Genomic DNA, 25137 nt, shown 5'->3' with positions numbered 1-25137 from the left:
GACTGCCGGACTGGTCTAAATCAAGGATGCTTGGCGATGAACTGCTCGACATTGTCCTTGGTGGTCAACGTCGCATCCTGCAGCTGTTCGGCCGGAATGGTCTCGCCGGCCACCAGCTTGATCGCCGCATCGACGGCAAGCCGGCCCATGCCTTGCGTCTGCTGCGTCGCCGTTACGTCGAAGACACCGTCCTTCAGCGCCTTGAGCGCCGCCACGTCGCCGTCAAAGCCGGCAACCCAGACCTTATGGCCGGGATTGGCGACCTTGACCGCCTGCGCCGCACCGAGCGCCAGTGCGTCGGCCTGGCCGATGACGATCGATACGTCGGGATGCGACTGCAACAAATCCTGCGTCAGCTTGAAGCCTTCGTCCTGGTGCCAGCCTTCGCTCCACAGTTCGCCGACGACCTTGATGTCGGGATAGGCGGTCAGCGCTTCGCCGCAGCCCTTCGAGCGATCGACCTCGGGCGTCGTACCCTTCTGGCCGTGGATGATGATCAGCTCGCCCTTGCCGCCGGCCTGCTTGGCGATGTAGTCGCAAACCGCCTTGGCAGACGCCACACTGTTGGTGGCGATGAAGGTGTCGCCGGGCGCGCCGTCGGCGTTGCGGTCGACATTGATGACCGGGATGCCGGCAGCCTTGGCCGTCTTGGTCGGCACGGTGGCGGCAGTGGCGCCGGCCGGGATGTAGATCAGCGCGTCGATGTTCTGCGTGATCAGATCCTGCACCTGGCTGACCTGCGTCGCCGAATCGCCCTTGGCGTCGACGGTGACGACCTCGATGCCCTTTTCCTTGCCGTAGGCTTCGACGGACTGCTTGATCTGGTTGAAGAAGTCGGCCTGCAAATTGGCGACGGCGAGGCCGAGCTTCTTGGCTTCCTTGGCCGAGGCCATGTCGGACAGGCCGAGCAGCGGGATGACGGCTGCGGCGGCAAGCAGCAATGAACGTTTGGTCAGCATGTTATTCCTCCGTTGATGTTCAATCTGTCCTGCCCGCGCATCGCGGCGCCCGAACAACTCCCAGTTTCGGATCACCGATCCGTTTTCGCCCGGATGTCCCAGGCGAATTTCATTGCGCCCCAGTTTTCATCGCGCCCAATTCTTCATTGAGCTCTGCGCCGCCAGGTGTCGGTGGCCACCGCCAGCGCGATCACCACGCCGATAACCACTTGCTGGATGAAGGGCGAGACACCGAGCAGGTTCAACCCATTGCGCAGCACGCCGATGATGAGGACGCCGATGGCGGTGCCGCCGATCGAGCCGACGCCGCCCGACAGGCTGGCGCCGCCGATCACCACCGCCGCGATGGTGTCGAGTTCGTAGCCGAGGCCGGAGCTCGGCTGGACGGAATCGAGCCGGGCGGCAAGCACGATGCCGGCGAGACCGGCCAGCACGCCGCAGATCGCGTAGACCCAGTTGGTCAGCGACTTGACCGGTATGCCGGACAGCCGGGCGACTTCGGCGCTGCCGCCGATTGCGTAGAGGCTACGGCCGGTGGCGCGATAATTCAGGAAGATCGCGAAAATGACGGCAAGCACGATCATCAGCCCGACGGTGACCGACAGGAAGCCGAAATGGCGGATGATCGACAGGCTGGTGAACCAGTCGGGAAAGCCGACGATCTGTGAGCCGTCGGTGATCATATTGGCGAGACCGCGCGCTACCGACATCATGGCCAACGTGGCGATGAAGGGCGGCAGCTTGGTGACCGTCACCAGCAGGCCCGAAACCAGCCCGCAAAGACCGGCGACGACGAGGGCTGCGGCGATGCCCGCCGGCAGGCCCAAATTGAGATAGTCCGAGTGGGCGACGAAGCCCATCACCATGGAAGCCAGCGCCAGCACGGAGCCGACGGACAGGTCGATGCCGCCGATCAGGATGACCAGCGTCATGCCGATCGCCATGATGCCGAGCACGGTGACCTGGTCGAGCACGTTGAGGATGTTGCGGACAGTCAGGAAGGTGTCGGTGGTCAGCGAGAGCGCTAGGCAGAGCAGGACCAGCCCGATCAGCGGGCCCATGGTTCCGGCAAAGACAGCCGAAAACCTTGCGCCCGCGGTAACCTGTGCGCCAGAGCCTGCCTTCAACTCGCTTGCGTCGTTGCTCACAGCCACTTCGTCTCCTCCACAGCAATCCGGCGGTGCATCACCGGGCCACGTTGTTCACCCGGCCCCTCCCCGTGAACAATTTATCTTTAACATGCAATTTTGTTCAGCTAAACTGTTCGTCGGAAAATTGTCAAGGCCTGCCGCTTCATTCGACGACGGTTTGCGCTGTCCGCCGGTTTGCCTTACGCAAGGTCTCGGAAATCTTGGGCATTTCGAAGTCGCCGGATTGGAATATCATGAGCAGAGCCGGCGGCTGCGGCAAGGCAAACAGATGACGATCATAGAGAACGAAAGAGCCTCGCGCTTCCCCGACGCCGAACTCAAGGCCCGCGCCGCTTGGCACTATTATGTCGAGGGCCTGACGCAGGAGCGGATTTCCGAAATCCTCGGCGTCGGCCGCATCAAGGTGCATCGCATTCTCTCCGCCGCCCGCGAAGAAGGTGTCGTCCAGTTCCGTATCCGCGACAGCGTCGTCGAATGCGTGATTTTGGAGGAAAGTCTCAAGCAGCGCTTCGGGCTCAGCCAGGCTGTTGTGGTACCGTCGGCCGCCGACCGAAGCAACGCGCCGCTGATGATCGGTCATGCGGCCGCTGCCTATCTGGCCGACCACGTGAATGCTGGCGATGTCATTGCGCTGGGCTGGGGGAGGACGCTGAAATTCGCCATCAATGAATTGCCGCGGCGACCGATCGCCAGGACGACAGTGGTTTCCATGCTTGGCGGCCTCACCCATGCACAGCCGCTCAACCCCACAGAAAGCGCCTGGGATTTCGCCGAAAAGATCGGTGCGGAGTGTTTCCTGCTGCCGGTACCGGTCTATGCCGACAGGCCGGAGCAGCGCGACGCTTTCATGAGCCAGCGTAGCGTTCAGGATGTTGTTTTCCGTGCGCGCCGGGCAAACATCGCCGTGCTCAGCGTCGGTTCGTTTTCCAACGACAGCCCGATCGCCAATTACGGCTTCATCAAGCCCAGCGAACTCGAGGAGCTGCAGGCCGCCGGCGCCGTCGGCGATATTCTGTGTCATTTCATCGACGCCGAGGGCCGCCCGGTCGACCACGAGGTCAACCGCCGCGTCTGCGCCTATCCGCTGCAGGATCTGTCGGACATCCCGGCCATCATCCTGGTTTCGGGAGGGCAGGAAAAGATTGCCATCATGCGGGCGGCACTCGCCAACACCAAGGTATCGGTTCTGATCACCGACGAGGATGCGGCAAAGGGGCTGCTCAACGGCTAGTCGCGTTGAGAGCACTCAACCGCACGTGGATGTCGCGCGTCGCCTGATAAAGGTCACGGTAGATCGCCTTGCGCGCGCGATAGCCGGAGACCAACCCGTCGACCGGATCGACATGCCTGGTGGGAGCGGCAGCCATTGCCTCCGCGGCGGCTTCCGACGACGCAAACCAGCCGACCGCGGCAGCCGCCAGCATGGCGGCGCCGAGTGCGGCGGCCTCGTTGACCGGCGAAACCGAGATCGGCCGCTCGAGCACGCTTGCCATGATCTGCATGAGGAGCGCGCAATTGGTGCCGCCGCCGGCGGCAATCATCGCCGCCGGTCTGCCGCCGGCCTGGGCTTCCATGGCCTCCGTGGCAACGGCCTGCTCGAAGGCGATGCCTTCCAGGACAGCGCGGAAGAGATGCTCCGGCCGGTGGTCCAGCGACAGGCCGACAATGGCGCCGCGCGCAGCACCGTCCCAATAGGGGCTCATGACGCCGGCCCAGTACGGCATTACGAGCAGTCCGTCACTGCCGGCGGCAACATCCAGCGCCGCCTTCTCCAGCGCTGCTGCCGACGGCGAGCCGGTCGTGCGAACGATCCAGTCGACCAGTTGCATGCCCGAGCGCAGCACGGTCTCCAGCATGAAACCGGAGCCGGTCGGCGAGACCAGTGTTCGAAACGCGTCGGAGGTTTTCATCTTGCCGGAGTAACAGCCGCTGACCACGCCGGAACCGAGCGAAAGATAGCTCTTGCCCTCGCCATAGACGCCCATGCCGAGGCCCATCGCCTGGCCGTCCCCGGCCCCGGCGACGACAGGCGTGCCAGCCTTCAGGCCGGTCAGCCGTGCTACGCTTGCGGAAAGGCCGCCGCAGACCGCGCCCGGCGCGACAAGTTCCGGCAATTGCTTTATCTGCAGCCCCGCGGTCGCAACAAGGCGGGGATGCCAGGTGCCTTTCTCGACGTCGAGCAGCCCGAGCGGATCCGCACTTGCCGTGCTGGTCACCAGCCGTCCGGTCAGCCGCTGAACGAAGAAGCCATGCACGTCGACCAACGCCGCTGCCTCGTGCAGCACCTGCGGCTGGTGTTCGGCAAGCCAGGCGATGGCATAGAGCGCCGGCGTCGGGTCCGGCGGCTTGCCGCTCCAGTCGCGGATGGCCTCGCGGCCGAGTTCGGCCGAAAGCCTGATAACCTGCGGGCGGGCGCGTTCGTCGAGCCACAGGATCGCTGGAATGAGCGGCTTGCCGGCGTTGTCCACCAGTGTGAAGGTCTCGCGCTGGTGGGCGATGCAGATCGCCGCCACCCGGTCCGCGCTGATCTTGTCGGCGACCTGCTTCAATGCGCCAAGCAGCGCCGTCCACCAATGTTCGGCGTCCTGTTCGAAATAGCCGGGCTTCGGATTTGAAAGCGGATAGGTCTCGCGCGCCTGGAACAGCTCCTCGCCGTTGCGCGTGAAGGCAATCGCCTTCACGGCCGTCGTCGAGGCATCGATCCCGATTACGACATCATCCATCAGGCGGAGATCCGGCGGGGTCAGGCCGCGTTCGTAACGAACCGTCCGTCCGACTGATCGAGACGACGGCGGATCTGGGTTATCACCATCGAATCGTCGGGTACACAATTTTCATAGGTCAGGAAATCGCCGGTCTTGAGCGGCTTGACCACCTTGGCGCGTTCGGCAAGGCCGAGCGGCAGGGCGCCGCGGGTGCGCGCGTCCTCCCAGGTCATGGCGAAGCCGCGATAGTCGTTCTCGCCGATCATGCCGAGCGACTGGCCAACGCCAAGGTCGCTCTTGGCGACCGCCACCGCCTCGGCCACCGGACGGTCGAGCGGCTCCATGTCGGCGCGCTTGTAGACCACGGCGCGCGCCGCCGACAGCGGCACTTCCAGGCTGGTCAAATGATAGGGCCGGAAGATCGTGAAATAGGGACCCTTGCCGACCTTGAGGTCGATCATGCGCTCCAGCACGCGCGGATGCCGGGTCTCGATGATGCAGAACACGCCGGGCGCCACGCCCTTGCCGATCGAATAATCGACCACGCCCTTGCGATGCAGCACGCCGCCATCCTCGCGCGGGCAGAGCACGCTGGCGAGCTCCTCCAGCGTTGCGGTCGGGCCATGCATGCCCGGCACATCGGGCACCAGGCCGGTGGCATTGGCAATCGCCACCATCTCGATCGCCGTCTTCGAGCCGTCGACGAATTCGACCAGCATGCGCGCATTCATGTTGCGCTCGGCCGCCTCCTTGTCGTAGTCGGCCGGCATGGCGTCGATCTTCAGCGGATTGTTCTTGCCCTTGCCGGCGGCGATGATGTTGAAGCCGAGACTTTTGGCAAAGCCGATGATCTCCAGCGTGCAGGCCGGCTCGTCGCCGGCGGCACCGGTATAGACGACGCCGGCCTTGCGCGCCTCTTCCTTGAGGAAGCGGCCGATGGTGATGTCGGCCTCGACATTGAGCATGACGATATGCTTGCCGTTCTTCATCACTTCGAGCGCAAACAGCGTGCCAATATTGGGATTGCCCGTGGCGTCGATGATAACGTCGATGCGGCCGGCCGCCGCCAGCGCATGCAAATCTTCGGTCACCGCGATCTTGCCGGCCTCGATGGCGCGGTCGATCGCCGCCGCATTGCCGGCCTGGACGATGTCGGAACGGTCGTGGCCGGCAAGAAGTGCAGCATCGATCGCCGCCTGCGGCCTGACCTCGGAAATGGCGCCGATCCGCATGCCGGGCATCAGCGCGACCTGGACGACGATGTCGGTGCCCATCTGTCCGGCGCCGGCAAGCCCGATGGTGATCGGTCCCTGCTGTTCAGCGCGCTGCAGAAGTTCCGCTGCAAATTGCGGATGGGACATGTCGCTTCCTCCAGTTCCTGACGCGCCGCAGCGTCCAAATCGCCGTTTTGAACATTCCTATTTGCAAATGAAAAATATTTCAACCAACATTTGGTACATTCCCGCTCTGGAATAACCGATCGCGATTTGGGCAAGCTGCCGGTGCAGCAGAATAACTGGCCACAGCTAGCAGTTGCGACGGCCCAGATCGAGAAGCCGATCCGAACGGGTGACAAACTGCGTGGTCACGCCAAGCCAATGCAGCCACAGGGCGTGGCCGGCCGCAGCGACGCTGGATACAGCGATGGCTAGAGCATTTTGCAGCCAAGTGGAATCACTTGGCGTCGCAGAAATGCGGCTAAACAGATGGATAGAGCGGGATGCACGGTTCAATTTTGAGCGCATCCCGCTCTAAGAGACGGTCGAGAGCCTCAGAAATAGCCGTCCGATGCCGCCGTGGCTTCTTTCGGGATTTCGATGCCGTCGACCAGGATCTTGTCGACAAGCTCATGGTGGAAGCACACCAGCCCCTTGATGCGCTCGGCTTCGTGGACCGGCTCCGGATAGTACCAGACAAGGTTCTCGTGGCGTTTGGCTTTCGTCGTCACGTGATAATAATTGGAGATGCCCTTATAGGGGCAGCGCGAGATATAGCGGCTCGGCGAAAACATATCGAGCCGCGTGTCGGCAATCGGCAGGTAATGGCGCACCGGATGGCCGGTTTCGAACAGGAACACGCCGCGTCGTGAATCCGCAACCTGCTCGCCGTCGAGGATGACCTGCACGCGCCGCGACGACGGCAGGCAATCGACCCGGCGGAATGGGTCGCGGGCGTGGACGAAGATCTCCTCGTCCTCCTCGTACCAATGGCCCATCTTGCTCCAGTAGAACGACATGTAGTCGGCAATCGGCGGGCAGCCCTTAACCGGATCGAGATAACGCCACGCGGCATCCTCGACCAGCGTGATGCCGGTATTGAGCGAGTAATGGGTGGCGACCCCCTTGAAAGGGCTCTCGGTCGTCGTCTTGCTCGGCAGCAAAAACTCCTCGCGCACATCGCTGACCGGGAAATAATACACCGGCAGATGATCGGACTCGTAGAGCACCAGCGCGTTGATGCTGTCGGCAACGGTCATCGATCCGACCTGGACGCGCAGCCGTTTCGGCGATGGCATGGTGAAGGCGACATACCCCGGCTCGAATTCATACTGGAGGATCGTGTCGAGGACAGGAAAATGCGGCCCGCGACCGCGCAGATGGGGCTTGCGAATGGTGGCCTCCCGTTGCTTTCCTTTTTGCGCCCGTGCGTTGGCGCACGGTCAGCTCAATGATACGCGATCGAGCAGCAGCCCGGCGGCGATCGGCGGCAGGCCGCTGACATTCTTGCGCACCGGCACCAGCAGGTCGGGAAAATAGCTGAAAATGACCGGCGTCTCGTCGAGCAGCAATTTCTGGATGTCGGAGGCCGCGGTTCGCTGCGCGCCGATATCAAGCGCCTTTAGATAACTGGTGACCTGGCCGTCATAGATAGAATTCTTGAAATGCGCCGCATTCCACGGCCCGTCGCTGACCAGCGGGCTCTTCAGGAAGACATTCGGCACGCTGCGGTGTGCGTAGTCGGTGATGCCAAGCGGGCTGTCCAGCCAGTCCGATTGGCCGAACACCGCCTTCCCATAGTATTTGTCCTGATCCTCAATGTTGAGCGAGATGCGGATGCCGATCTCCTTGGCGAAATTCTGGAACAATTGCGCATAGCCGGGGATGTCGGAATAGCGCAGCGTCGTCAGCGTGATGTCGAAGCCGCTGGCGAGCCCTGCGGCTTCGAGAAGCTGCTTTGCCTTGGCGATGTCCTGCGCGCGTTGCGGGATCGATTTGTCGGTTGCCGGAAAGGCTGGCGCGAACGGGCTGTCATTGCCGGTCGCCGCCATGCCGTGGCACAGCCCATCCACCAGCTTGGAGCGGTCGATGGACAGCGCCAGCGCCTGGCGCACGCGCTTGTCGGTGAACGGGCCGGTGTCGCAGCGCATATGCAGCTGGCGGTGAGCGGTCGAGGCGACGCGCAGCACATTGATGTCAGGGTTGTTCAGCACGACCTGGCTGACATCGAGCGGAATGGCGTCGAGTATGTCGACTTCGCCCGCCTGCAGCGCTGCCATCCTCATTAGGCGACCAGCTTTCCGCCAGCACCGGCCGCAAGGTCAGGTCCGGCTCGGTGACGCAGAGGAACTCGGCGGTCTGGAAGACCAGCTGATAGCTGCCGCTGTCGTAATAGGTGACGGGATCGATGGCGCCGCCCGGCGTGGCAACACCTGCGCGGACGGTGCCGCCCGGCGTGCCAGCAGCGCGCGCTTTGGGCGCGCCGAGGCCGGCGGCCGCCACGATGCCGCCTAGCAACGGCAGCGACAGGCCGAGCAGGCTGCCATGGCGAAGGAAATCGCGCCGCCCGATCCTGCCGGCCAGCAATTCGTCGACAGCGGAATTTTCGATGGAGCTCAGCTTCCTGCGGGCGGCGTCGATCGTCTTGAAATGCTTCGGCATGGCTGCATTCCTTCTTTCTCGGAGGTTCGGCCATTTAGGTCATTGTTGACTGGAGCCGGGAAGCGATATTTTTTGATAGAGGTCATCGAAATTTTCGATGCAGCAGCGACGGGCCGGATCATGGACACTGAAAATCTGCGCAGCTTCCTCGAGGTCGCCGAGCATGGCAGCTTCACCGCCGCGGCCAACCGGCTCAACCTCGCCCAGTCCACAGTCAGCGCGCGGATAAGAGGGCTTGAGGAGCAATTGGGTCGCCGGCTCTTCGTTCGCGACCGCGACGGCGTCACGCTGACTCCCGCCGGCCGCCAGTTCCTGCCGCATGCCTCCTCGATCACCCGCACCTGGGAACAATCGAGGCAGGACATCGCCGTTCCCGATGGCTACGAGACGCTGCTCAGGCTTACCGCTCCCGCCTATCTGTGGGACCGGATCACCTCGCCGTGGATTGCCTGGATGCGCGCCAGACGGCCGAATGTCGCGCTGCGGCTCGAAGGCAGTTTTCCGGATCTGGCGATCGACCAGTTGGCGGAAGGCCTGCTCGACATCTGCATCCTCTATCTGCCGCGGCCGCATCCCGGCATCATCTACGAGACGCTGGCCGTCGATCAGGTCGTGCTTGTCCAGCATGCGGCGCAGACCAGGCCATGGACCGAGAACTACCATCCTCATGGACTGGGGGCTGGAGTTCCGCATCGAGCACGACCGGGCCTTTGCGGGAGTGAAGCCGGCAATATCGGCCGGGCTGGTTTTCATCGGGCTGCAGCATGTGCTGTCGCAGCAGGCGGCCGCCTATCTGCCGCTCAGCGCCGTCAGCAGCCATATCGAGCGCGGCGAGCTGAGACGGATCGAGGGTGCGCCGGTCTTCCAGCGGCCGATCTATCTCGCCTATCCCAGCAACCCCTCTCTGTCGGATGTTCTGGATGTCGCGCTGTCGGGGCTGCGGGCGCTGGCAAAGGACTGGTCGGGCAAGCAGGGCTTTTCGGAGAACGGCCGCGCTTTCAGCATGGCGGATTGAATGGCGGCGATCAGGCGGGCTCCGTCTCTGCGGTCGTCGCCTTCTGCAGCGTTTTCAGCTCGACGTAAGGGATATGGCAGCGGATCGCGTGGCCGGGGCGCGCTTCGGCCAGGGGCGGCTCCCGCTCTTCGCAGATCGCGCCGATCTTGCGGGGGCAGCGTGTGTGGAAAACACAGCCCGACGGCGGATTGGTGGCGCTGGGGATTTCGCCTTCGAGGCGGATGCGCGAGGTTTCCGTCTGGTCGAGCTTGGGCACCGCCGACAGCAGCGCTTCCGTATAGGGGTGATGCGGGCCGGCAAAGACATCCTCGGACGGCCCCAGCTCCATGATCCGCCCGAGATAGAGCACGGCGATCTGGTCTGAGAGATAGCGGACCACCGCAAGGTCGTGCGAGATGAAGATATAGCTGACATGCTCCTTCGACTGCAGGTCGGCGAGCAGGTTGAGGATTGCCGCCTGCACCGACACGTCGAGCGCCGAGGTCGGTTCGTCGCAGACGACGATGCGCGGTTCGCCGGCGAAGGCGCGGGCGATGGCGACGCGCTGCTTCAGCCCGCCCGACAGCTGGCGCGGTTTGACCGCGAGATAGCGATCGGTAAGCCGGACCGAACGGACAAGCTCGTTCAGGCGCGCCTCCAGCGCCTTGCCGCTGAGCCCGGCGAGCCTTTTCAGCGCCCGGCTGATCAGATGGCGGATCGAATGCGAGCGGTTCAGCGCCGAATCCGGGTTCTGGAAGACGATCTGCATCGCCTTGATCTGCTCGGCGGTGCGATTGCCTAACTGCGGCGCCAGTCTCTTGCCTTCGAGCTCGATCATGCCGCCTTCATCCGGCGGCACGAGGCCGAGCAGGAGCCTGGCGAAGGTCGTCTTGCCGCTGCCGGATTCGCCGACTAGGCCAAGCGTTTCGCCGGGCCTGAGGCTGACCGACACATCCTTGACCGCCCTGAGCGCATGGCCATGGCTGGCATAGGTCTTGTTCAACCGCTCGACGCGCAGAACCGGCGCGGATGTGGCCTTCGGCACCGAAACCACCGCATCGCTGGGTGTCGCCCGCGGCAGCGATTGCGCCTGCTCGTGATAGTGGCAGCGCGACAGCCTGCCACCCAGATCGTAGAGCGGCGGCAATTCCGTGCGGCAACGGTCGGTGGCCAGAGCACAGCGGTCGGCGAACGCGCAGCCTTTGATCGCGGCGCCGAGGCTGGGCAGGAAGCCGGGAATGGTGTCGAGGCGGCCGTGATCCTTGCGCTGGCCACCGCGCGGCAGGCAGCGCAGCAGCGCCACCGTATAGGGATGGCGCGGATCGTTGAACACGCGGTCCGTCGGCCCTTCCTCGACCAGCATCCCGGCATAGAGGACGCCGACCCGGTGGCACATGTTGGAGACGACCGCGAGGTTATGGCTGATGAACAGGATCGAGGCCGACAGCTCCTGCCTAAGCTGCGCGATCAGGTCGAGCACTTCGGCTTCGACCGTCGCATCGAGACTGGTCGTCGGCTCGTCGAGGATCAGCATCGACGGGTCGTTGGCGAGCGCCATGGCAATCGCCACGCGCTGCTGCATGCCACCGGACAGCTGGTGCGGATAGCGCTGCATGACGCTGGCCGGGTCGGAAATGCGCACCCGGTTCAGCATGGCGGTTGCCCGCTCGGTGGCTGCCGGTCCCGAAATGCCGCCGAGCTCGAAAACCTCGGTCAATTGGCGGCCGATACGGATCGACGGGTTCAGCGCCTTACCGGGGTCCTGGTAGACCATCGACACGCTTTCGGCGCGGGCGCGCCGCAGGGCCTCCGCATCGAGCTTCATCACGTCCTTGCCGTCGAGCGAGATCGCCCCGCCGGTGATCGAGCCGTTGCGCGGTAAATAGCGCACGACGGAAAGCGCCACCGTGGATTTGCCGCAGCCGGATTCGCCGACCAGCCCGTAGGCTTCGCCTTGCCTGATCGTGAGGCTGAGATCGCGCAGCACCGCCCGATTGCGGCCGCCGACACGGTAGGCGACTGACAGCTCGTGCAGGTCGAGCGCGTTGACGGGCTCAGTCATTGAGAGCCCCCTGAACACCGTCGGTGACAAGATTGACGCCGATCACCAGCGAGGCGATGGCGAGCGCGTCGAACAACACCGTCCACCAGAAGCCGCCGCCGATCATGCCGTAATTGCTGGAGATGCTGAGCCCCCAGTCGGGCGAGGGCGGCTGGATGCCGAAGCCCATGAAGCTCAGCGTGGCGACGGCGAAGATCGCATAGCCGAGACGGACGGTCGTTTCGACGAGAATCGGCGGAACGACATTCGGCAATATCTCGACGAACATCATGTGCAGCGCGCTTTCGTGCCTGAGCTGCCCGGCGGCGACATAGTCGAGCTCGCGTTCGGCGAGCACGGCCGAGCGCACTGTGCGCGCGATGATCGGTGCAAAGCTGAGGCCGATGACGACGATCACCGTCGTCTTCGACGTGCCGAGCGCGACGATGGCGAGCAGCGCGACGATGACCACCGGGATCGCCATGAAGGCCTCTAGGATGCGGCTGATGACGTCGTCGACGATGCCGCGAAAATAGCCGGTGAACAGGCCCAGCGCCGTCCCCGCCACGGTCGCCAGCAAGGTCGCCAAAGGTGCGACGGTGAGGATGTCGCGCGAGCCGACGATGACGCGCGAAAACACATCACGGCCGATCTGGTCGGTGCCGAACCAGTGCTCGGCGGAAGGCGGTGCCAGTGCATTGATGATGTCGTCGGAGAGTGGGTCGTAGGGCGCAAAATGCTCGCCGAACAGCGCGCAGGCGACCCAGAACAGCACGATGCCGAGACCGGCGAGAAAGGTGCCGGAGCGAAGCAGCGAAAAGAGAACCTCGGCCCAGGGGCCGCGCGGGTTGGCATCAGCGGGCGCCAGCGCGCCGGTTTGGCCGTCTGTAGCGCTCATTGCTCTGCCCCCAGCCGGATGCGCGGATTGAGCACGGAATAGATGAAATCGGCGGCAAGCGTCGCAACCGCATAGACCATGCCGATGGTCAGGATGCCGGCCTCCAGCACCGGAAAATCCTTGCCGCGCGCAGCCGTGAAGATCAGCGAGCCGATCCCCTGATAGCGAAACAGCGTTTCGATGACAACGAGGCCACCGATCAGATAGCCGGTCTGCGTCGCAATCACGGTGATGGTCGGCAATAGCGCATTGCGCAGCACATGCCGCCAGATCACCGTCCGCCACGGCAGGCCCTTGAGCACCGCGGTCCGGGTGTAGTCGGAATCAAGGGCCTCGATCATGCCGGAGCGGGCCATCCGAGCGATATAGCCAAACAGCACCAGGAACAGCGGCAGGGAGGGCAGGATCAGGTAGTAGAGCTGAGTGAAGAAGCCGGCATCGCGCGGCCATGCAGCGGAAATCGGCAGCCAGCGCAGCCACACCCCGAAAATCAGGATGAGGATGATGCCGGTGACGAATTCAGGCAAGACCGTTACCGACAGGCCGCCGAGGCTGATGATGCGGTCGAGCGGCCGGTTGAGATTAAGCGCCGCAATAACACCGCCGAGGATGCCGATCGGCACGACCAGCACGAAGGCGACCGCCGCCAGCTTCATCGAATGACCAAGCGCTTCGATGACGAACGGCGCCACCGGCGAGCGGAAAATATAGGACGTGCCCATGTCGCCCTGGACGAAGTTCGAGATCCAGCTCCAGTACTGGGTGAGCAGGGGACGGTCGACGCCGAGCGTGTGATTGAGAGCCTCGACGGCGCGCTGGTCGGCAAACGGTCCCAATATGGCGCGCCCAACATTTCCGGGCAGCACCTGGCCGCCTAGAAACACCATGATGCTAAGCAGAAACAGCGTGACGAGCGACAGGAAGACACGCCGGACAAGGAAGGCGAAAATGGCGAATACTCCTTGTGGAGCCAGCTCCCGTCCGGGAGCCGGCTGTTAGAGACCCTGGCTTTCCCTCCCGTTCAGGCTTTCGACGCTCCATTGAGGAAGAGTTGCGACATCGCGGTCGGCTGCACGCCGGCAACGCCCTTCGCGGTAGCCGTCAGATAATCGTAGAAATACCCGAAGATGACCGGGGTTTCCTCGAGCAGCAGCCTTTGGATCTTGCCGGCCGACGCCTTCTGCGCCTCGAGGTCGAGCGCCGCGATATAGCTGGTCGCGAGCTGGTCGTACTCCTTGTTCTTGAAGTGCGCCGCATTCCAGGTGCCGTCGCTCTTCAGCGGTGCCGCGAGATAGACGTTGGGCACGCCACGATGGCCGTAGTCGGTGATGCCCATCACCGAATCCAGCCAGTTCGATTTGCCGAACACCGCATCCCCGTAATAGGCGCTCTGGTCGAGGATGTTGAGCTCGAGCTCGATGCCGATCTCCTTGACCGCGTTCTGGATCAGCTGCGCGTATTCGGGGATTTCCAGATAGCGTTCTGTGGTCAGTGTCACCTTGAAGCCCTTGCCGGCACCAGCCGCTTCCATCAGCTGCTTGGCCTGCGCGACATCCTGTTGGCGCTGCGGCACGCTCGGATCGGTCGACGGGTAGGCGGCGGCGAACGGGCTGTCGTTGCCGGCCACGGCGCGGCCCTTCATCAGACCGGCCACCAGCTTGTTGCGGTCGAGGCTGAGCGCGATGGCGCGGCGCACGCGCGGATCCTTGAACGGGTCCGCGTCGCATTGCAGATGCAGCTGCTGATGCGCCACCGACTTCAGGCTGATGATGTCGATGCTCGGATCGGTGAGCAACGCGACGCCGGCCAGCACCGGCAGCTGGTTGATGATGTCGACCAGGCCGCCCTGCAGCGCCAGGATCTGCGGCTGCATGTCGGCGAAGAAGGTGAATTCGGTGCGCTCCGGCAACGCCTTCGGCCCCCAGTAGTCCTCATTGCGGACGAAGGAAGCGCCGACCTTCGGCGTGTATTTCTCGATCTTGAATGGCCCGGTGCCGTCGAAGCTCTTCTCATACTCGCCGGCATAGCTCGCCGGGATGATGACGGCATTGTAATTGTCGGACGACACCATGTAAGGGAAGTTGCCGTTCGGCGCGTCGAGGTGGAATTCCACCGTGTAGTCGTCGACCTTCTTGGTCGCACCCTTCTGCAGGATGCCGTTGAACACCGAGAGCGCATTGGACGAGTTTGCCGGATCGGCGAGCCGGTCGATGCTGGCCACCACGTCTTCCGCCTTCATCTCGCCGCCGCTGTGGAATTTCACGCCCTTGCGCAGCTTGAAGGTCCACACAGTGCCGGTGTCGTTCGGCTTCCAGCTTTCCGCCAGCGCGGGCTGCAGCACGAGGTCCGGACCGTCGATGCAGAGGAATTCGGCGACCTGCTGCATGATCAGCAATCCACCGGCATCGGCGATGGTGACGGGATCGATCGCCGCGGCAGGCACGCTGCTGGCCACGCGGATGGTGGCGCCCGGCGCGCCTTGCGCACGAGCCAGCGACGGCATGGCGCCCAATCCGGCGGCAGCGCCGATGCGGCCGAGAAGCGGCAGCGACAGGCCGAGCAGGCTGCCGTGGCGAATGAAGTCGCGGCGGCTGACCCGGCCGTCGACCAGCCCGTCGATCAAATGGTTTTCGAGCGGCGAGCGATGGCGCCGGATGAGGTCGAGAATGCGATAATTCTTGCTCATGGGTTGACCCTTTTCCCCTGTGTTTTTGTGGTTGACGAAATTCCGTGGATTTTCACCTTGTCCGGGCCGTCATTGAGACCTGTCGTCCGGAACAGTAGCACGCGGTCTTGCCCGGTCCATCCGGTGCTTCTCTTGTATCAATCTCCTGTTGGTTCCTGTCATCAGTTCAACGGCAGGCGGCGATAGGTTCCGGGCTTTGCCGGGTCGTGATATTTGTTGCACGGACCGTTCTCGACGAAGTCGCGATGGCAGGCGGCGAGATTCTCGCGCGATAGCGTGACGCCGAGGCCGTGACCTTCCGGCACGCGCACGACATTGTCCCTCGGCGAAAACGGTCCTTCCTCGACCACATCCATCGGCAGCATGCGAAACAGCGACTGGTTCGGCTCCCTGATCCAGCCAAGTGCTGCGCACAGATGCAGATAGGCGGCGCTGCCGATGCCGCTGTCGCCGCTGTAGCACCAGAAATCGATGCCGGCGTGCTCGCAGGCGCCGACAAAACGCAGCATGCGGCCGATGCCGCCATGGACGGTCGGATTGCCGACGAAGGCGTCCGGCACCTTCATTTCCATGGCGCGCGCAATGTCGATATTGTGGGTCGAGAACGGGATCGAGCAATGACGGCGCAACTCGCGCATCTCCTCGATGGTCGCCACCGGATCTTCCCAGTTGCGCACCCCGAGCTCCTCCAGTGGGCGGACCAACCGCCGGGCCGTCGCCAGCGAATAGGCCTGGTTGGAATCGATGCGGATCATCACATCGTCGCCGAGCCTTTGGCGGATCAGCTCGACCATTGTCAGCGATATCTTTCGGTCCTGCGTCGAGAACTTGCCTTCGAAGAAGGTCGTGCCGTAGGTCTCATGCAGCTCGACGCAATAATCCGCGACCGCTTCCGGCGTCTTCTCGCCCTTCACCTTCGGGCCGTCGCCGCGCAGCGAGAAATAATCGGTGAAAGGGATGTCCTTGCGCACGGCGCCGCCAAGCAGCTGGTAGAGCGGCTGCTTCCATGCCTTGCCGCGCAGATCCCACAACGCCATCTCGATGGCGCCGAACGCCATGATGCGGCTGCGGTCGTTGATGCTTTGCACGCCGGTCCAGTAGGGCAGGCAGACATGTTCGGCGCCGGCGATGTCGAAGGCGTCGCGACCGGTCAGCCGTGCCGCAAGACCGTCATTGATGATCGCCGCAGCGGCCGACGTTGGCGCTTCACCCAGGCCGATCAAGCCGCCCTCGGTCTCGACCTCGACAATGGTCGGCGAGAACCCGTCGAGCTCGCCGAATACCCAGGCGTAGGGCGCTTCGAGCCGCAGGTTGATCGGCGTCGCCTGGATGCGGCGGATCTTCATCTCAGCTGCCGACCTCGAAGAAGGGAGCGCCGAGCAGCTCGGGAACGACATCGATGCCGAGGCCTGGCCCATCCGGAATGCCCATGCGGCTTCCTGAAACCGGCGGCATGTTGGACGCGGTGCGCACCGTCACCCATTCGTGGAAGGCGATGGCGTGCAGCCGGCGCTCTTCCGGCGTCGACAGAGAAAGATGCGCCATGGCCGATGTGTCGATCTCGGCGCCGCCGGTGTCCTCGACGGTGATCATGAAGCCGAGATCGACGGCAAGGTCGCGGATCTGGCGCGTTTTGGTCACCCCTCCGAGCCGCGAGATCTTGAGCGTCAGACCGTCGGCGGTGCCCTTGCGGTGGATGTCGAGCATGTCGTCCAGCGAGGCGACGGATTCGTCGAGCACCATCGGCTTGTCGAGCGAGCGGCGCACCGACATGCATTCGTCGATCGTGGTGCAAGGCTGTTCGAACGTGTAGTCGATGGTGCGCGTCGCATCCACGAACTGGCGTGCCTGGTACGGCGTCCAGCCGGCATTGGCGTCGCAGAAGATGACAGTGCCTTTCGGCACCGCGGCGGCGACGGCTGTGACGCGTTCGATGTCGTCATGGACGTTGCCGCCGACCTTGACCTGCAGCCGGTGAAACCCTTGCCCGACGATGCGCTTGGCAAGTGCGGCCATTGCGTCGACCGTGCCATGGGTGACGACCTTGTAGAGTTCGGCCGTCTCACTCTCACGTCCCCCGAGCAGCGTTACCAGCGGCACGTCGGCGGCGCGCGCCGCGAGATCCGAGCATGCCATGTCGAGCGCCGACTTGATGTAAGGATGGCCCTTGAACGCCGTGTCCATCAGCCTGTTGATGCCGGTCAGCCCGCGTGGGTCATGGCCGATGAGATGCGGCGCGATCTCGATGACGCCGGCGCGCGTGCCGGCGGCGAAGGCCGGCGAGTAAAAATTGCCGAGCGGCGCCATCTCGCCCCAGCCGGTGAGGCCGCTGTCGGCGGTGATGGCGACGATCACTGCGTCGAACGCATCGGCCACGCGCCCCTTCGACATGCGGTAAGGCCCGTCCACGAAGGGCTGCACGACATGGTAGGCCTTGATGGTTTTGATCTGCACGTTTTCTGTCCGTTGTCTGTGTTCCGGATGACCGCCAACTTGTCGGGCTCAGCCGCCTTTAGGCCGGCCGGCGCGATCAGCGCCGGCGCCCTTTGAGCCGCGCTGTTCCAGCCCGCGCGCATAGGCGAGCAGCTCTTCGAAATCGAGGTCGATATGCTCCTTGGCGTGGCGCTGGGCAGCGCGCATGTCGCTGCCCATGAGCAGCCGCACATAGGTCTCGTGGACGTCTTCGGCAGGCACCGGCTCGTTGCGCGCCCGCTGGTGCAGCGCAAAATACATCTGCAGCCGGCTGGTCAGCCGCTGCCAGGTTTCCAGCAGCACCGAATTGTCGGCCCATTCATGGATCAGGCCATGCAGTTGCAGCGCCGTTTCGATCTGCCGCGTCGTGTCCAGTTCGCGCGTCGCCTGCTTCACCGCCGTATGGCGCCGGTCAAGCTCGTCGAAAAAGCGCTGGTCGCGAAGCGGCCAGGTCCGCTCGATGGCAAACTCATCCAGCACCTTGTTGAGCGAATATGCATCGTCGATGTCCTTGGCTGTGACGTCGATGACGAAGGTTCCGGCGTAGGGAATGCTGGTCAGGATGCCTTCCTGCACCAGCTCGCGCATCGCCTCGCGCAGTGGCGCGCGGCTCACCCGCATCTGCTCGGAAATCCTGAGTTCGTTGAGTTTTTGCCCGGGTTCCAACTGGCCGGTCAGGATCGCGCGCCGGAGCAGCGCGACGATCTCGGCCCTGCGTGTCGTATCCGCGATCGGACTGAAATCCAGCTTGCCCATATGGCCACTCCAGAGGAACCGAAAGCTAGACAAGCAGATTGTCGACAATCTAACAAGAGGCGGATTGCGGATTCTCGATTTCCGTTTGGTCGGCAGCCAGCGGCGGCCGGCAAGCCCTCAGGCCGCGCGGCCGTAGAAGCCGACCCGCTCCTTGTCGCTGAACGTCACGCCCGGCTTTTCGTAGTAGGAAAACACCGCGATCATTCGCTCGCGCTCGCCTTCCACGGTGGTGACGCGATGCGCGGTGTTCTTGCCGCGAAAGACGTTCAGCGTGCCCGGCTCTATGCGCAATATCTTCGCTTCGGGATCGCGCCCTTCGAGCAATCTTGCGACGCCGTCGTAATTCGGATTGTCGGCCGACCGGAGATCGGTGCGGTATTCCAGATCGCCGCCACGCGAGGCGGCCTGCAGCAGAAGCGTGGTGGTGAATTCCGAGCGGTCGAAATGCCAGTTCAACGCCTCGCCTGCGCGATACGCCATCACATTGGTGCGCGCCAGCGGGTCCTGCATGACGTGCAGCTTCGGCTTGCCCATCGCCGCTGCCAAAAATCGCAGAAGCGGCTCGTATTCATAGATGGCGAGCACGAGGCTGCCGGGGATCTGGTCGGCGCAGACCGTATGGCTGATGGTCTCGACCTTGCGCAATGCCGGGTGGGCAGGATCGAGTTCCGGGATATCAGGCTTGAAGTAGATGTTGTGCATCCGCTTGTGCAAATGCGACCGCGTGGCCATCACCGGCTGGATTTCCCGCACCGCCCGTTCGGCGATGCCGGGGCGCACGAAACCTTCGAGATTGAACATGCCGTCGGCTTCCAACGCCGCGATCGAGCGCTCCACGAGGCGCTTCCACTCGCTGCTGCCCTCACGATCGAGCGGGTAGCGGTCCAGATCGAGAATGTCTTTCATCGTCTCATGCTCCAGCTTCGAGCACAGAAGACGACAAAAAAATCTTTCTCTCAACCGGCGAAATTATTAGGCTTGCGAAAGAAAAACTGATGGAAGGTTGGTTTGGTATGGAACGGCTTCCGCCGCTGAACGCGATCAGGGCGTTCGAGGTCGCGGCCCGCGCCGGCAGTTTTACGCTCGCCGCCGCGGAGCTCGGCGTCTCCTCGGCAGCGGTCAGCCAGCAGATACGCAATCTCGAGACCTGGTTCGGCAAGCAGCTGTTCGTGCGCAGCGGCAATCGCATAGTGCTGACCGATGCCGGCCACGCGATCTATCCGCAGACCGCACGGGCCTTGGGCGACATCGCCGCGATCGGGCGGCGCATGCTGGATGGGAGCCTGAGAACCCGTCTTGTCGTCAGCGTGCCGTTTTCGCTAGCCGAATTGTGGCTGGCGCCGAGGCTGGCTGTGCTGCTTGACGCCTTCCCGCAAATGGCGATCGACGTCAGGGTTGAGGACGATCCCGTCGACCTTGTGCGCCAGAACGTCGACCTTCGCATCAGCTATGGCGATTATCACTATCCCGCACTGCGAATGGTCCGTCTTGTCCATGACGAGGTCCTGCCGGTCTGCGCGCCGGAACTCTGGCAGCGGCACGGCAATGGCGACTCCGGCCTGGCGGAATTGCACGACAGCCTGTTCATCCACACCAATTGGGGACCGAACTATGCCACGCACCCGACCTGGGCGGATTGGTTCGCGGCGTCGGGAGGCAACCGCTCTCCCGACCCTTCGCAGGGCCGGCGCGTTGGACTGTCCAGCCTTGGCGGTTGCCTCGGCGAGGCTGGGCCTCGGGATCGCTCTTGGCCAGAGGGTCATGGCCCGTGCCGATCTCGAAGCAGGCCGCCTGATTGCGCTGTCGCCGGTCTCGGTGCGGCTCGGGCACCCCTATTGCGCCTTCATGCCACCGCTCAAGGCCGAGCGCGCCGATGTCGCCGGTCTGGTCGAACTGCTCAGCAAAACGGCGCCCTCGACATAAGCCGAAGGCGCCGCGGGACCGGGACCTGATGGGGGTTATCAGGTGGCCGGTTTCTGCGGCAGCGGCGAGACCGGCATTCCCGGGCCGATCTTCTGCAGATTGCCGGTGATCACCTGGTCGCCTTCGGCCACACCGCTCAAGATGGCGACCTGATCGCCATTGGTAGGTCCGAGCGAAACGATGCGCTGGTCGACGGTGTTGTCCTTGCCGACGACATAGAGGTATTTGCCGAGCTGGCCTGAGCCGAGTGCCGTCTGCGGCACCATCAGCGCATCGGGCTGTTCTTTGACGTGCAGCCGGACGCGGACATACTGGCCGGGCAGCAGCGTGAACTTGCCGTTGCCGACCGTCGCCCGTGCCGTGATCGTGCCGGTCGAGCGATCGATCGTGTTGTCCATGAAGGTAAGATTGCCCTTCTGGCGCGGTTCCGTTTCACCGGGAAGCAGGACATCGACACTGATCGGCCCCGCGGCCCGGGCTTCCTCGATCTGCATCAGGTCCGTTTCGCTCGGATTGAAGGTGACGTAGATCGGATCGAGCTGCACCAGCGTGTTGAGCACCGTGCCAGCGACGCTGACCAGTGTTCCGACGGAAGCCTGGCTGCGTCCGATGCGTCCTGTGAACGGGGCACGGATTTCGGTATAGCTCAAATTGAGCTCGGCGGTCCGCACGGCGGCCTGGTTCACGGCGAGCGAAGCCTGGGCCCCGCGCAAGGTGCTGGTACGCTGGTCGAACACGTCCTTGGCGAGATAGCCGCTCTTGGCGAGCTCGCTGCCGCGCCCGAGATTGGAGCGCGCATAGTCGAGCGTTGCCGTGTCGCGCTGGACCTGCGCCTTCGCCTGCTCGAGGGCAGCCTGGAAATCCTCAGGGGCGATCTTGTAGAGAAGGTCGCCCTTCGCAACGTCGCCGCCGTCGGCGGCGACCTGCTCCTGCAGATAGCCCGGCACGCGCGCCTGCAGCGTGATGCTGCGGATCGGCTCCACCCGGGCTGCATAGTCGAGATAGATCGGGATCGTCTTCTTGACGACGCTCACCACCGGTACCGGCATGACAAACGCTTCCGGCTTGGGTGTCGCTGCCCCGGCTGTGCCGGCGTTGAGGCTGAGACTGCCCATGTCGAGCAAGTGAACGCTCGCCACCGAAATCGCCCCAAGGGCGACGGCCGTTCCCAGCGCGATTTTCCATTTACGCATGATCAATTCTCCAGTCCTATTCAGCCGCTTCGGCCAATGGCTCGAAGGCGGGTTCGGCGGTTGGTGGTTCAGTCGCTTCGGAGACCGGTTCGCTCTCGCTGCTGCGCTCGCGCAGCTGCTCGATCACCGCATAGAAGACCGGCACGAACACCAGCGACAGGATCGTCGCCGCGACCATGCCGCCAAAGACGGTGGTGCCGATCGACTGCCGGCTCGCGGCACCCGCACCGGTGGCGAACATCAGCGGCAGCACGCCGAGGATGAAGGCGAAGGCGGTCATCAGGATCGGCCGCAGCCGCAGCCGCGCCGCTTCCATCGCGGCGTCGACGATGCTGAGGCCTTCTTCGCGCCGGCGCCGGGCAAACTCGACGATCAGAATCGCGTTCTTGGCCGCCAGTCCGATCAGCATGACGAAGCCTATCTGCGAATAAACGTCGATCTGCATGCCGCGCAGCCACAGCACGACGAATGCACCGAACAGTGCGAGCGGCACCGCGAGCAGCACCATGAACGGCATCGCCCAGCTCTCATATTGCGCGGCGAGGATCAGGAAGACGAAGACGATGGCGAGGCCGAAGACGACGGATGCGATCGATCCCGCCTTGAGCTCCTGATAGGTGATGCCGGTCCATTCGTAGCCGAAATCTCTCGGCAACGCCGTAGCGGCGGCACGTTCCATCGCCGCGACCGCCTGGCCGGACGAGAAACCAGGGGCGGCGCCGCCATTGATCAGGGCCGACGCATTGTTGTTGTAATGCGGCACGGTCTCTGGGCCGACGACGGGCACAAGCTTGCCCAGCGTGCTCAGCGGCACCATGCCGCCCGAAGCATTGCGGACATAGAGCCGCGAAATGTCGGCCGGACCGGCACGAGAGTCCTTGTCGGCCTGGATCGTCACCCGGAAGGTGCGGCCGAACAGATTGAAATCGTTCACATAGAGCGAGCCGAGATAGATCTGCAGCGTGTTGAAGACGTCCGGCAGGCTGAGCCCGAGCAGCTTCGCCTTGGCGCGATCGAGGTCGTAGTTGAACTGCGGCGTCGAGGTCGAGAACGACGAGAACAATTGCTGCGGATTGAGCTCTGGCTGCTTGCGCGCCTCGGCAATCACCGCTTGCGTCGCATCGTTGAGCGCCACGCTGCCGCGGCCGGTCAGGTCCTCGACCTGGAACTCGAAGCCACCGGTGGTGCCGATGCCCGGGATCGACGGCGGGTCGAAGCTCAGCGCAAAAGCCTCCGGAATTTGCAGCAGCTTGTTGCGCACGTCGGCGACGAGCTTCGAGGCGCTCTGGTCGGGGCCGCGTTCGTCCCATGGCTTCAGGATGGCGAATTCGACCGCCGAGTTCGACTGGGCGGCACTGGTCAGGAAGTTCAGGCCGCTGATCGAGCCGACGATGTCGACGCCGGGCGTGTTCTGCAGGATGTCGCGTGCCTTTTGCGCCACCGCGTCGGTGCGTTCCAGCGAGGCCCCGTCGGGGAGCTGGATGACGACGAAGAAGTAGCCCTGGTCCTCGACCGGAAGGAAGGTCGAGGGCAGGCGCTGCCAGACGAAATAGGTCGCGACAAGTCCGGCCGCGAACACGCCGAGCATGATCCAGCGCAGACGGATGAGAATGCGCACACCATTCGCATAGGCATGCGATAGCCGTTCGAAGCCCGTGTTGAACCAGCGGAACAGCACGAACTGCGTTTCCGGCCGGTGGCGCAGGAAGGCGGCGCTGAGCGCCGGAGTAAGCGTGAGCGAGACGAAGGCCGAGATGCCGAAGGAGATCGCGACCGTCAGGGCAAACTGGTTGTAGAGCCGGCCGGAAACGCCGGGGATGAAGGCGACCGGTACAAACACGGCCATCAGCACAGCGGTCGTGGCGATGATCGGGCCGGTGACCTCGGCCATTGCCGCGCGCGTGGCAGCCAGCGGTTTGAGGCCGGCCTCCAGCTGGCGCTCGACATTCTCGACGACGACGATGGCGTCGTCGACGACGAGGCCGATCGCCAGCACCATGCCGAGCAGGCTGAGCATGTTCAAGGAGAAGCCGAACATGTACATGACGACCAACGTCGACACCAGCGACACGGGAATCGCGATCGTCGGGATGATCGTGGTGCGCCAGCTTTGCAGGAAGATGAACACCACGGCGACGACCAGGATCAGCGCCTCACCGAGCGTGATCAGCACATCGTGCATCGAGGCCGAAACGAAACGCGTCGTATCGTAATGCATGGCGTAGCTGACGCCCTTCGGAAAGCGGGCCGACAGCTCCTGCATCTTGTCCTTGACGCGCTGCTGCAGATCGAGCGCGTTGGAGCCCGGCATCTGGTAGACCGCGAGCACCACCGTCGGATCCTTGCCGAAGAAGGCCGACGACGAATATTGCAGGGCGCCGAGTTCGATGCGCGCAACGTCGCGCAGCCTAACCAGCGAGCCGTTGGCGGTGTTGGCCCGCACGACGATGTCGCCGAACTCCTTGGGATCGCTTAGCCTGCCGACCGCGTTGACCTGCATCTCGAAGGCGGTGCCGGCCGGGGCCGGCGACTGCCCGATCTTGCCGGCCGCCACCTGGACGTTCTGCTCGGCGACGGCGTTTTGCACGTCGACGGCGGTGATGCCGAGATTGGCGAGCTTGTCGGGATCGAGCCAAATGCGCATCGAATAGCGCCGCTCGCCGAATATCTGCACGTCGCCGACGCCAGGCAGGCGCTTCAGCGGATCGACCACCTGCAGATAGGCGAGGTTGCTCAGCGCGACCGGGTTGACGGAACCGTCCGGCGAGGTGAGGTCGACGATCAGGACGAAGTTCGGGTTCTGTTTCTTGATCGTTACGCCGCCCTGGTTGACGATGGCCGGCAACGAGGAAGCCGCCTGCGAAACGCGGTTCTGGACGTCGACGGCGGCGGTGCTCAGGGAATAACCGACCTCGAAAGTGATGGTGATCGTCGAGGAGCCGTCATTGGAGCTCGACGACGACATGTAGGTCATGCCCTGAACGCCGTTGATCTGCTGTTCGAGCGGCGTCGTCACCGTGTCGGCGACAACCTGTGCGCTGGCGCCCGGGTAATGGGCGCTGACCACGACCTGGGGCGGGGTGATGTCGGGAAACTGCGAGACGGGCAGCAGGAAATAACAGATCCCACCGGCGAGCACCATGATGATGGCGATCGCCGACGCAAAGATCGGACGATGGATGAAGAAGTTTACCATGAGATGCACGCCTCGCCCGATGCTCTGGCCCGGCCAAAGGCCCTGGCTACCCTGGACAGCCGCCGGCTGCGCGTTGAGCCGGAATCTTCGAGAAAGCCGAAATCTTCCAGAAGGCGTTGCGGCGCATTGCGGCGCTCGGCCTGCTCGTCCGCCAGTGCACGCAGCATCGCCTCGAAAGACCGCGGGTCGACGCGGTCGGCCTTCATCAGCATGCGGATCATCGGATCCTTCACGACTTCATCGATCGTCAGATCATTGCGCTGCGACATCGAAGCGGCTCCTGGT

At 63.8% G+C, this 25137-nt stretch carries 18 protein-coding genes and 2 pseudogenes; 3 read left to right on the top strand and 17 right to left on the bottom strand.

The annotated features are described in order from the left end of the window. Positions 1-20: 20 nt before the first annotated feature. Both NKJ94_RS21905 and NKJ94_RS21900 read right to left on the bottom strand, forming a co-directional pair. Positions 21-959, bottom strand: a complete 939-nt coding sequence (locus tag NKJ94_RS21905) for a sugar ABC transporter substrate-binding protein (protein ID WP_352527725.1) — start codon at positions 957-959, stop codon at positions 21-23. A gap of 143 nt (positions 960-1102) precedes the next feature. Continuing rightward, entirely contained in the window at positions 1103-2113 is a 1011-nt protein-coding gene (locus tag NKJ94_RS21900) for an ABC transporter permease (RefSeq protein ID WP_352527723.1), read from the bottom strand. 265 nt (positions 2114-2378) lie between these two features. Here NKJ94_RS21900 and NKJ94_RS21895 point away from each other — a divergent pair, with 265 nt between their 5' ends. Then, the gene (locus NKJ94_RS21895; protein ID WP_352527721.1) at positions 2379-3341 is read left to right on the top strand and encodes a sugar-binding transcriptional regulator; all 963 of its coding nucleotides are present in this window, start codon (positions 2379-2381) and stop codon (positions 3339-3341) included. Here the strand turns inward: NKJ94_RS21895 and NKJ94_RS21890 are convergent. The 4 genes and pseudogenes from NKJ94_RS21890 to NKJ94_RS21875 all read right to left on the bottom strand — a co-directional run bounded on the left by NKJ94_RS21890 (position 3331) and on the right by NKJ94_RS21875 (position 8693). After that, positions 3331-4833 (bottom strand): xylulokinase, encoded by a 1503-nt coding sequence (locus tag NKJ94_RS21890; protein ID WP_352527719.1) that lies wholly within the window; start codon positions 4831-4833, stop codon positions 3331-3333. The two genes, NKJ94_RS21895 and NKJ94_RS21890, sit on opposite strands and share 11 nt — an antisense overlap. Before the next feature lie 20 nt (positions 4834-4853). Then, positions 4854-6176, bottom strand: a complete 1323-nt coding sequence (locus NKJ94_RS21885) for an NAD(P)H-dependent oxidoreductase (RefSeq protein WP_352527717.1) — start codon at positions 6174-6176, stop codon at positions 4854-4856. A 410-nt stretch (positions 6177-6586) separates the two neighbouring features. Then, on the bottom strand, positions 6587-7330 hold the full coding sequence (locus tag NKJ94_RS21880; RefSeq protein ID WP_352527715.1) for a DUF427 domain-containing protein: 744 nt from the start codon (positions 7328-7330) through the stop codon (positions 6587-6589). A gap of 144 nt (positions 7331-7474) precedes the next feature. Further along, positions 7475-8693, bottom strand: a pseudogene (locus NKJ94_RS21875) (ABC transporter substrate-binding protein). A 120-nt stretch (positions 8694-8813) separates the two neighbouring features. Between NKJ94_RS21875 and NKJ94_RS21870 the strand changes: the two are divergent. Continuing rightward, positions 8814-9708 (top strand): annotated as a pseudogene (locus NKJ94_RS21870) (LysR family transcriptional regulator). A 10-nt stretch (positions 9709-9718) separates the two neighbouring features. Here NKJ94_RS21870 and NKJ94_RS21865 read toward each other — a convergent pair. The 8 genes from NKJ94_RS21865 to NKJ94_RS21830 all read right to left on the bottom strand — a co-directional run bounded on the left by NKJ94_RS21865 (position 9719) and on the right by NKJ94_RS21830 (position 19446). Beyond that, positions 9719-11749, bottom strand: coding sequence for a dipeptide ABC transporter ATP-binding protein (locus NKJ94_RS21865; RefSeq protein WP_352527713.1), 2031 nt, complete (start codon positions 11747-11749; stop codon positions 9719-9721). After that, positions 11742-12626, bottom strand: coding sequence for an ABC transporter permease (locus NKJ94_RS21860; protein WP_352527711.1), 885 nt, complete (start codon positions 12624-12626; stop codon positions 11742-11744). The genes NKJ94_RS21865 and NKJ94_RS21860 overlap by 8 nt, the downstream gene beginning before the upstream one ends. Then, complete coding sequence (locus NKJ94_RS21855; protein ID WP_352527797.1) at positions 12623-13576, bottom strand: ABC transporter permease; 954 nt, start codon at positions 13574-13576, stop codon at positions 12623-12625. Before NKJ94_RS21855 ends, NKJ94_RS21860 begins: the two co-directional genes overlap by 4 nt. Before the next feature lie 71 nt (positions 13577-13647). Further along, the gene (locus tag NKJ94_RS21850; protein ID WP_352527709.1) at positions 13648-15312 is read right to left on the bottom strand and encodes an ABC transporter substrate-binding protein; all 1665 of its coding nucleotides are present in this window, start codon (positions 15310-15312) and stop codon (positions 13648-13650) included. Positions 15313-15473: 161 nt separating this feature from the next. Continuing rightward, positions 15474-16658 (bottom strand): mandelate racemase/muconate lactonizing enzyme family protein, encoded by a 1185-nt coding sequence (locus NKJ94_RS21845; protein WP_352527707.1) that lies wholly within the window; start codon positions 16656-16658, stop codon positions 15474-15476. Between the two features lies 1 nt (position 16659). Further along, positions 16660-17766 carry a mandelate racemase/muconate lactonizing enzyme family protein gene (locus tag NKJ94_RS21840; protein ID WP_352527705.1) on the bottom strand — a complete coding sequence of 369 codons (1107 nt, stop codon included), beginning with the start codon at positions 17764-17766 and terminating at the stop codon, positions 16660-16662. A gap of 48 nt (positions 17767-17814) precedes the next feature. Continuing rightward, positions 17815-18540 carry a GntR family transcriptional regulator gene (locus tag NKJ94_RS21835; RefSeq protein WP_352527703.1) on the bottom strand — a complete coding sequence of 242 codons (726 nt, stop codon included), beginning with the start codon at positions 18538-18540 and terminating at the stop codon, positions 17815-17817. 117 nt (positions 18541-18657) lie between these two features. Continuing rightward, complete coding sequence (locus NKJ94_RS21830) at positions 18658-19446, bottom strand: HalD/BesD family halogenase (RefSeq protein WP_352527701.1); 789 nt, start codon at positions 19444-19446, stop codon at positions 18658-18660. A gap of 89 nt (positions 19447-19535) precedes the next feature. On the opposite strand from NKJ94_RS21830, the gene NKJ94_RS21825 reads away from it, so the two are divergent. Next, positions 19536-20492: a LysR family transcriptional regulator gene (locus NKJ94_RS21825; protein WP_352527699.1), complete on the top strand. Its 957-nt coding sequence runs from the start codon at positions 19536-19538 to the stop codon at positions 20490-20492. A 9-nt stretch (positions 20493-20501) separates the two neighbouring features. On the opposite strand, the gene NKJ94_RS21820 is transcribed toward NKJ94_RS21825, so the two are convergent. From NKJ94_RS21820 to NKJ94_RS21810, 3 genes are read right to left on the bottom strand one after another with little or no spacing between them, the layout of a single operon-like run. After that, the gene (locus tag NKJ94_RS21820; RefSeq protein ID WP_352527698.1) at positions 20502-21656 is read right to left on the bottom strand and encodes an efflux RND transporter periplasmic adaptor subunit; all 1155 of its coding nucleotides are present in this window, start codon (positions 21654-21656) and stop codon (positions 20502-20504) included. 16 nt (positions 21657-21672) lie between these two features. After that, the gene (locus NKJ94_RS21815; protein ID WP_352527696.1) at positions 21673-24852 is read right to left on the bottom strand and encodes an efflux RND transporter permease subunit; all 3180 of its coding nucleotides are present in this window, start codon (positions 24850-24852) and stop codon (positions 21673-21675) included. Then, the gene (locus NKJ94_RS21810) at positions 24846-25121 is read right to left on the bottom strand and encodes a hypothetical protein (RefSeq protein WP_352527694.1); all 276 of its coding nucleotides are present in this window, start codon (positions 25119-25121) and stop codon (positions 24846-24848) included. Before NKJ94_RS21810 ends, NKJ94_RS21815 begins: the two co-directional genes overlap by 7 nt. Between the last annotated feature and the right edge of the window lie 16 nt (positions 25122-25137).

The organism is Mesorhizobium sp. M0060 (genome assembly GCF_040323155.1).
Taxonomy (GTDB): Bacteria; Pseudomonadota; Alphaproteobacteria; order Rhizobiales; family Rhizobiaceae; genus Mesorhizobium.
Note: the sequence above shows the minus strand (reverse complement) of the source record. Positions and strands in the feature narration are given on the sequence as shown.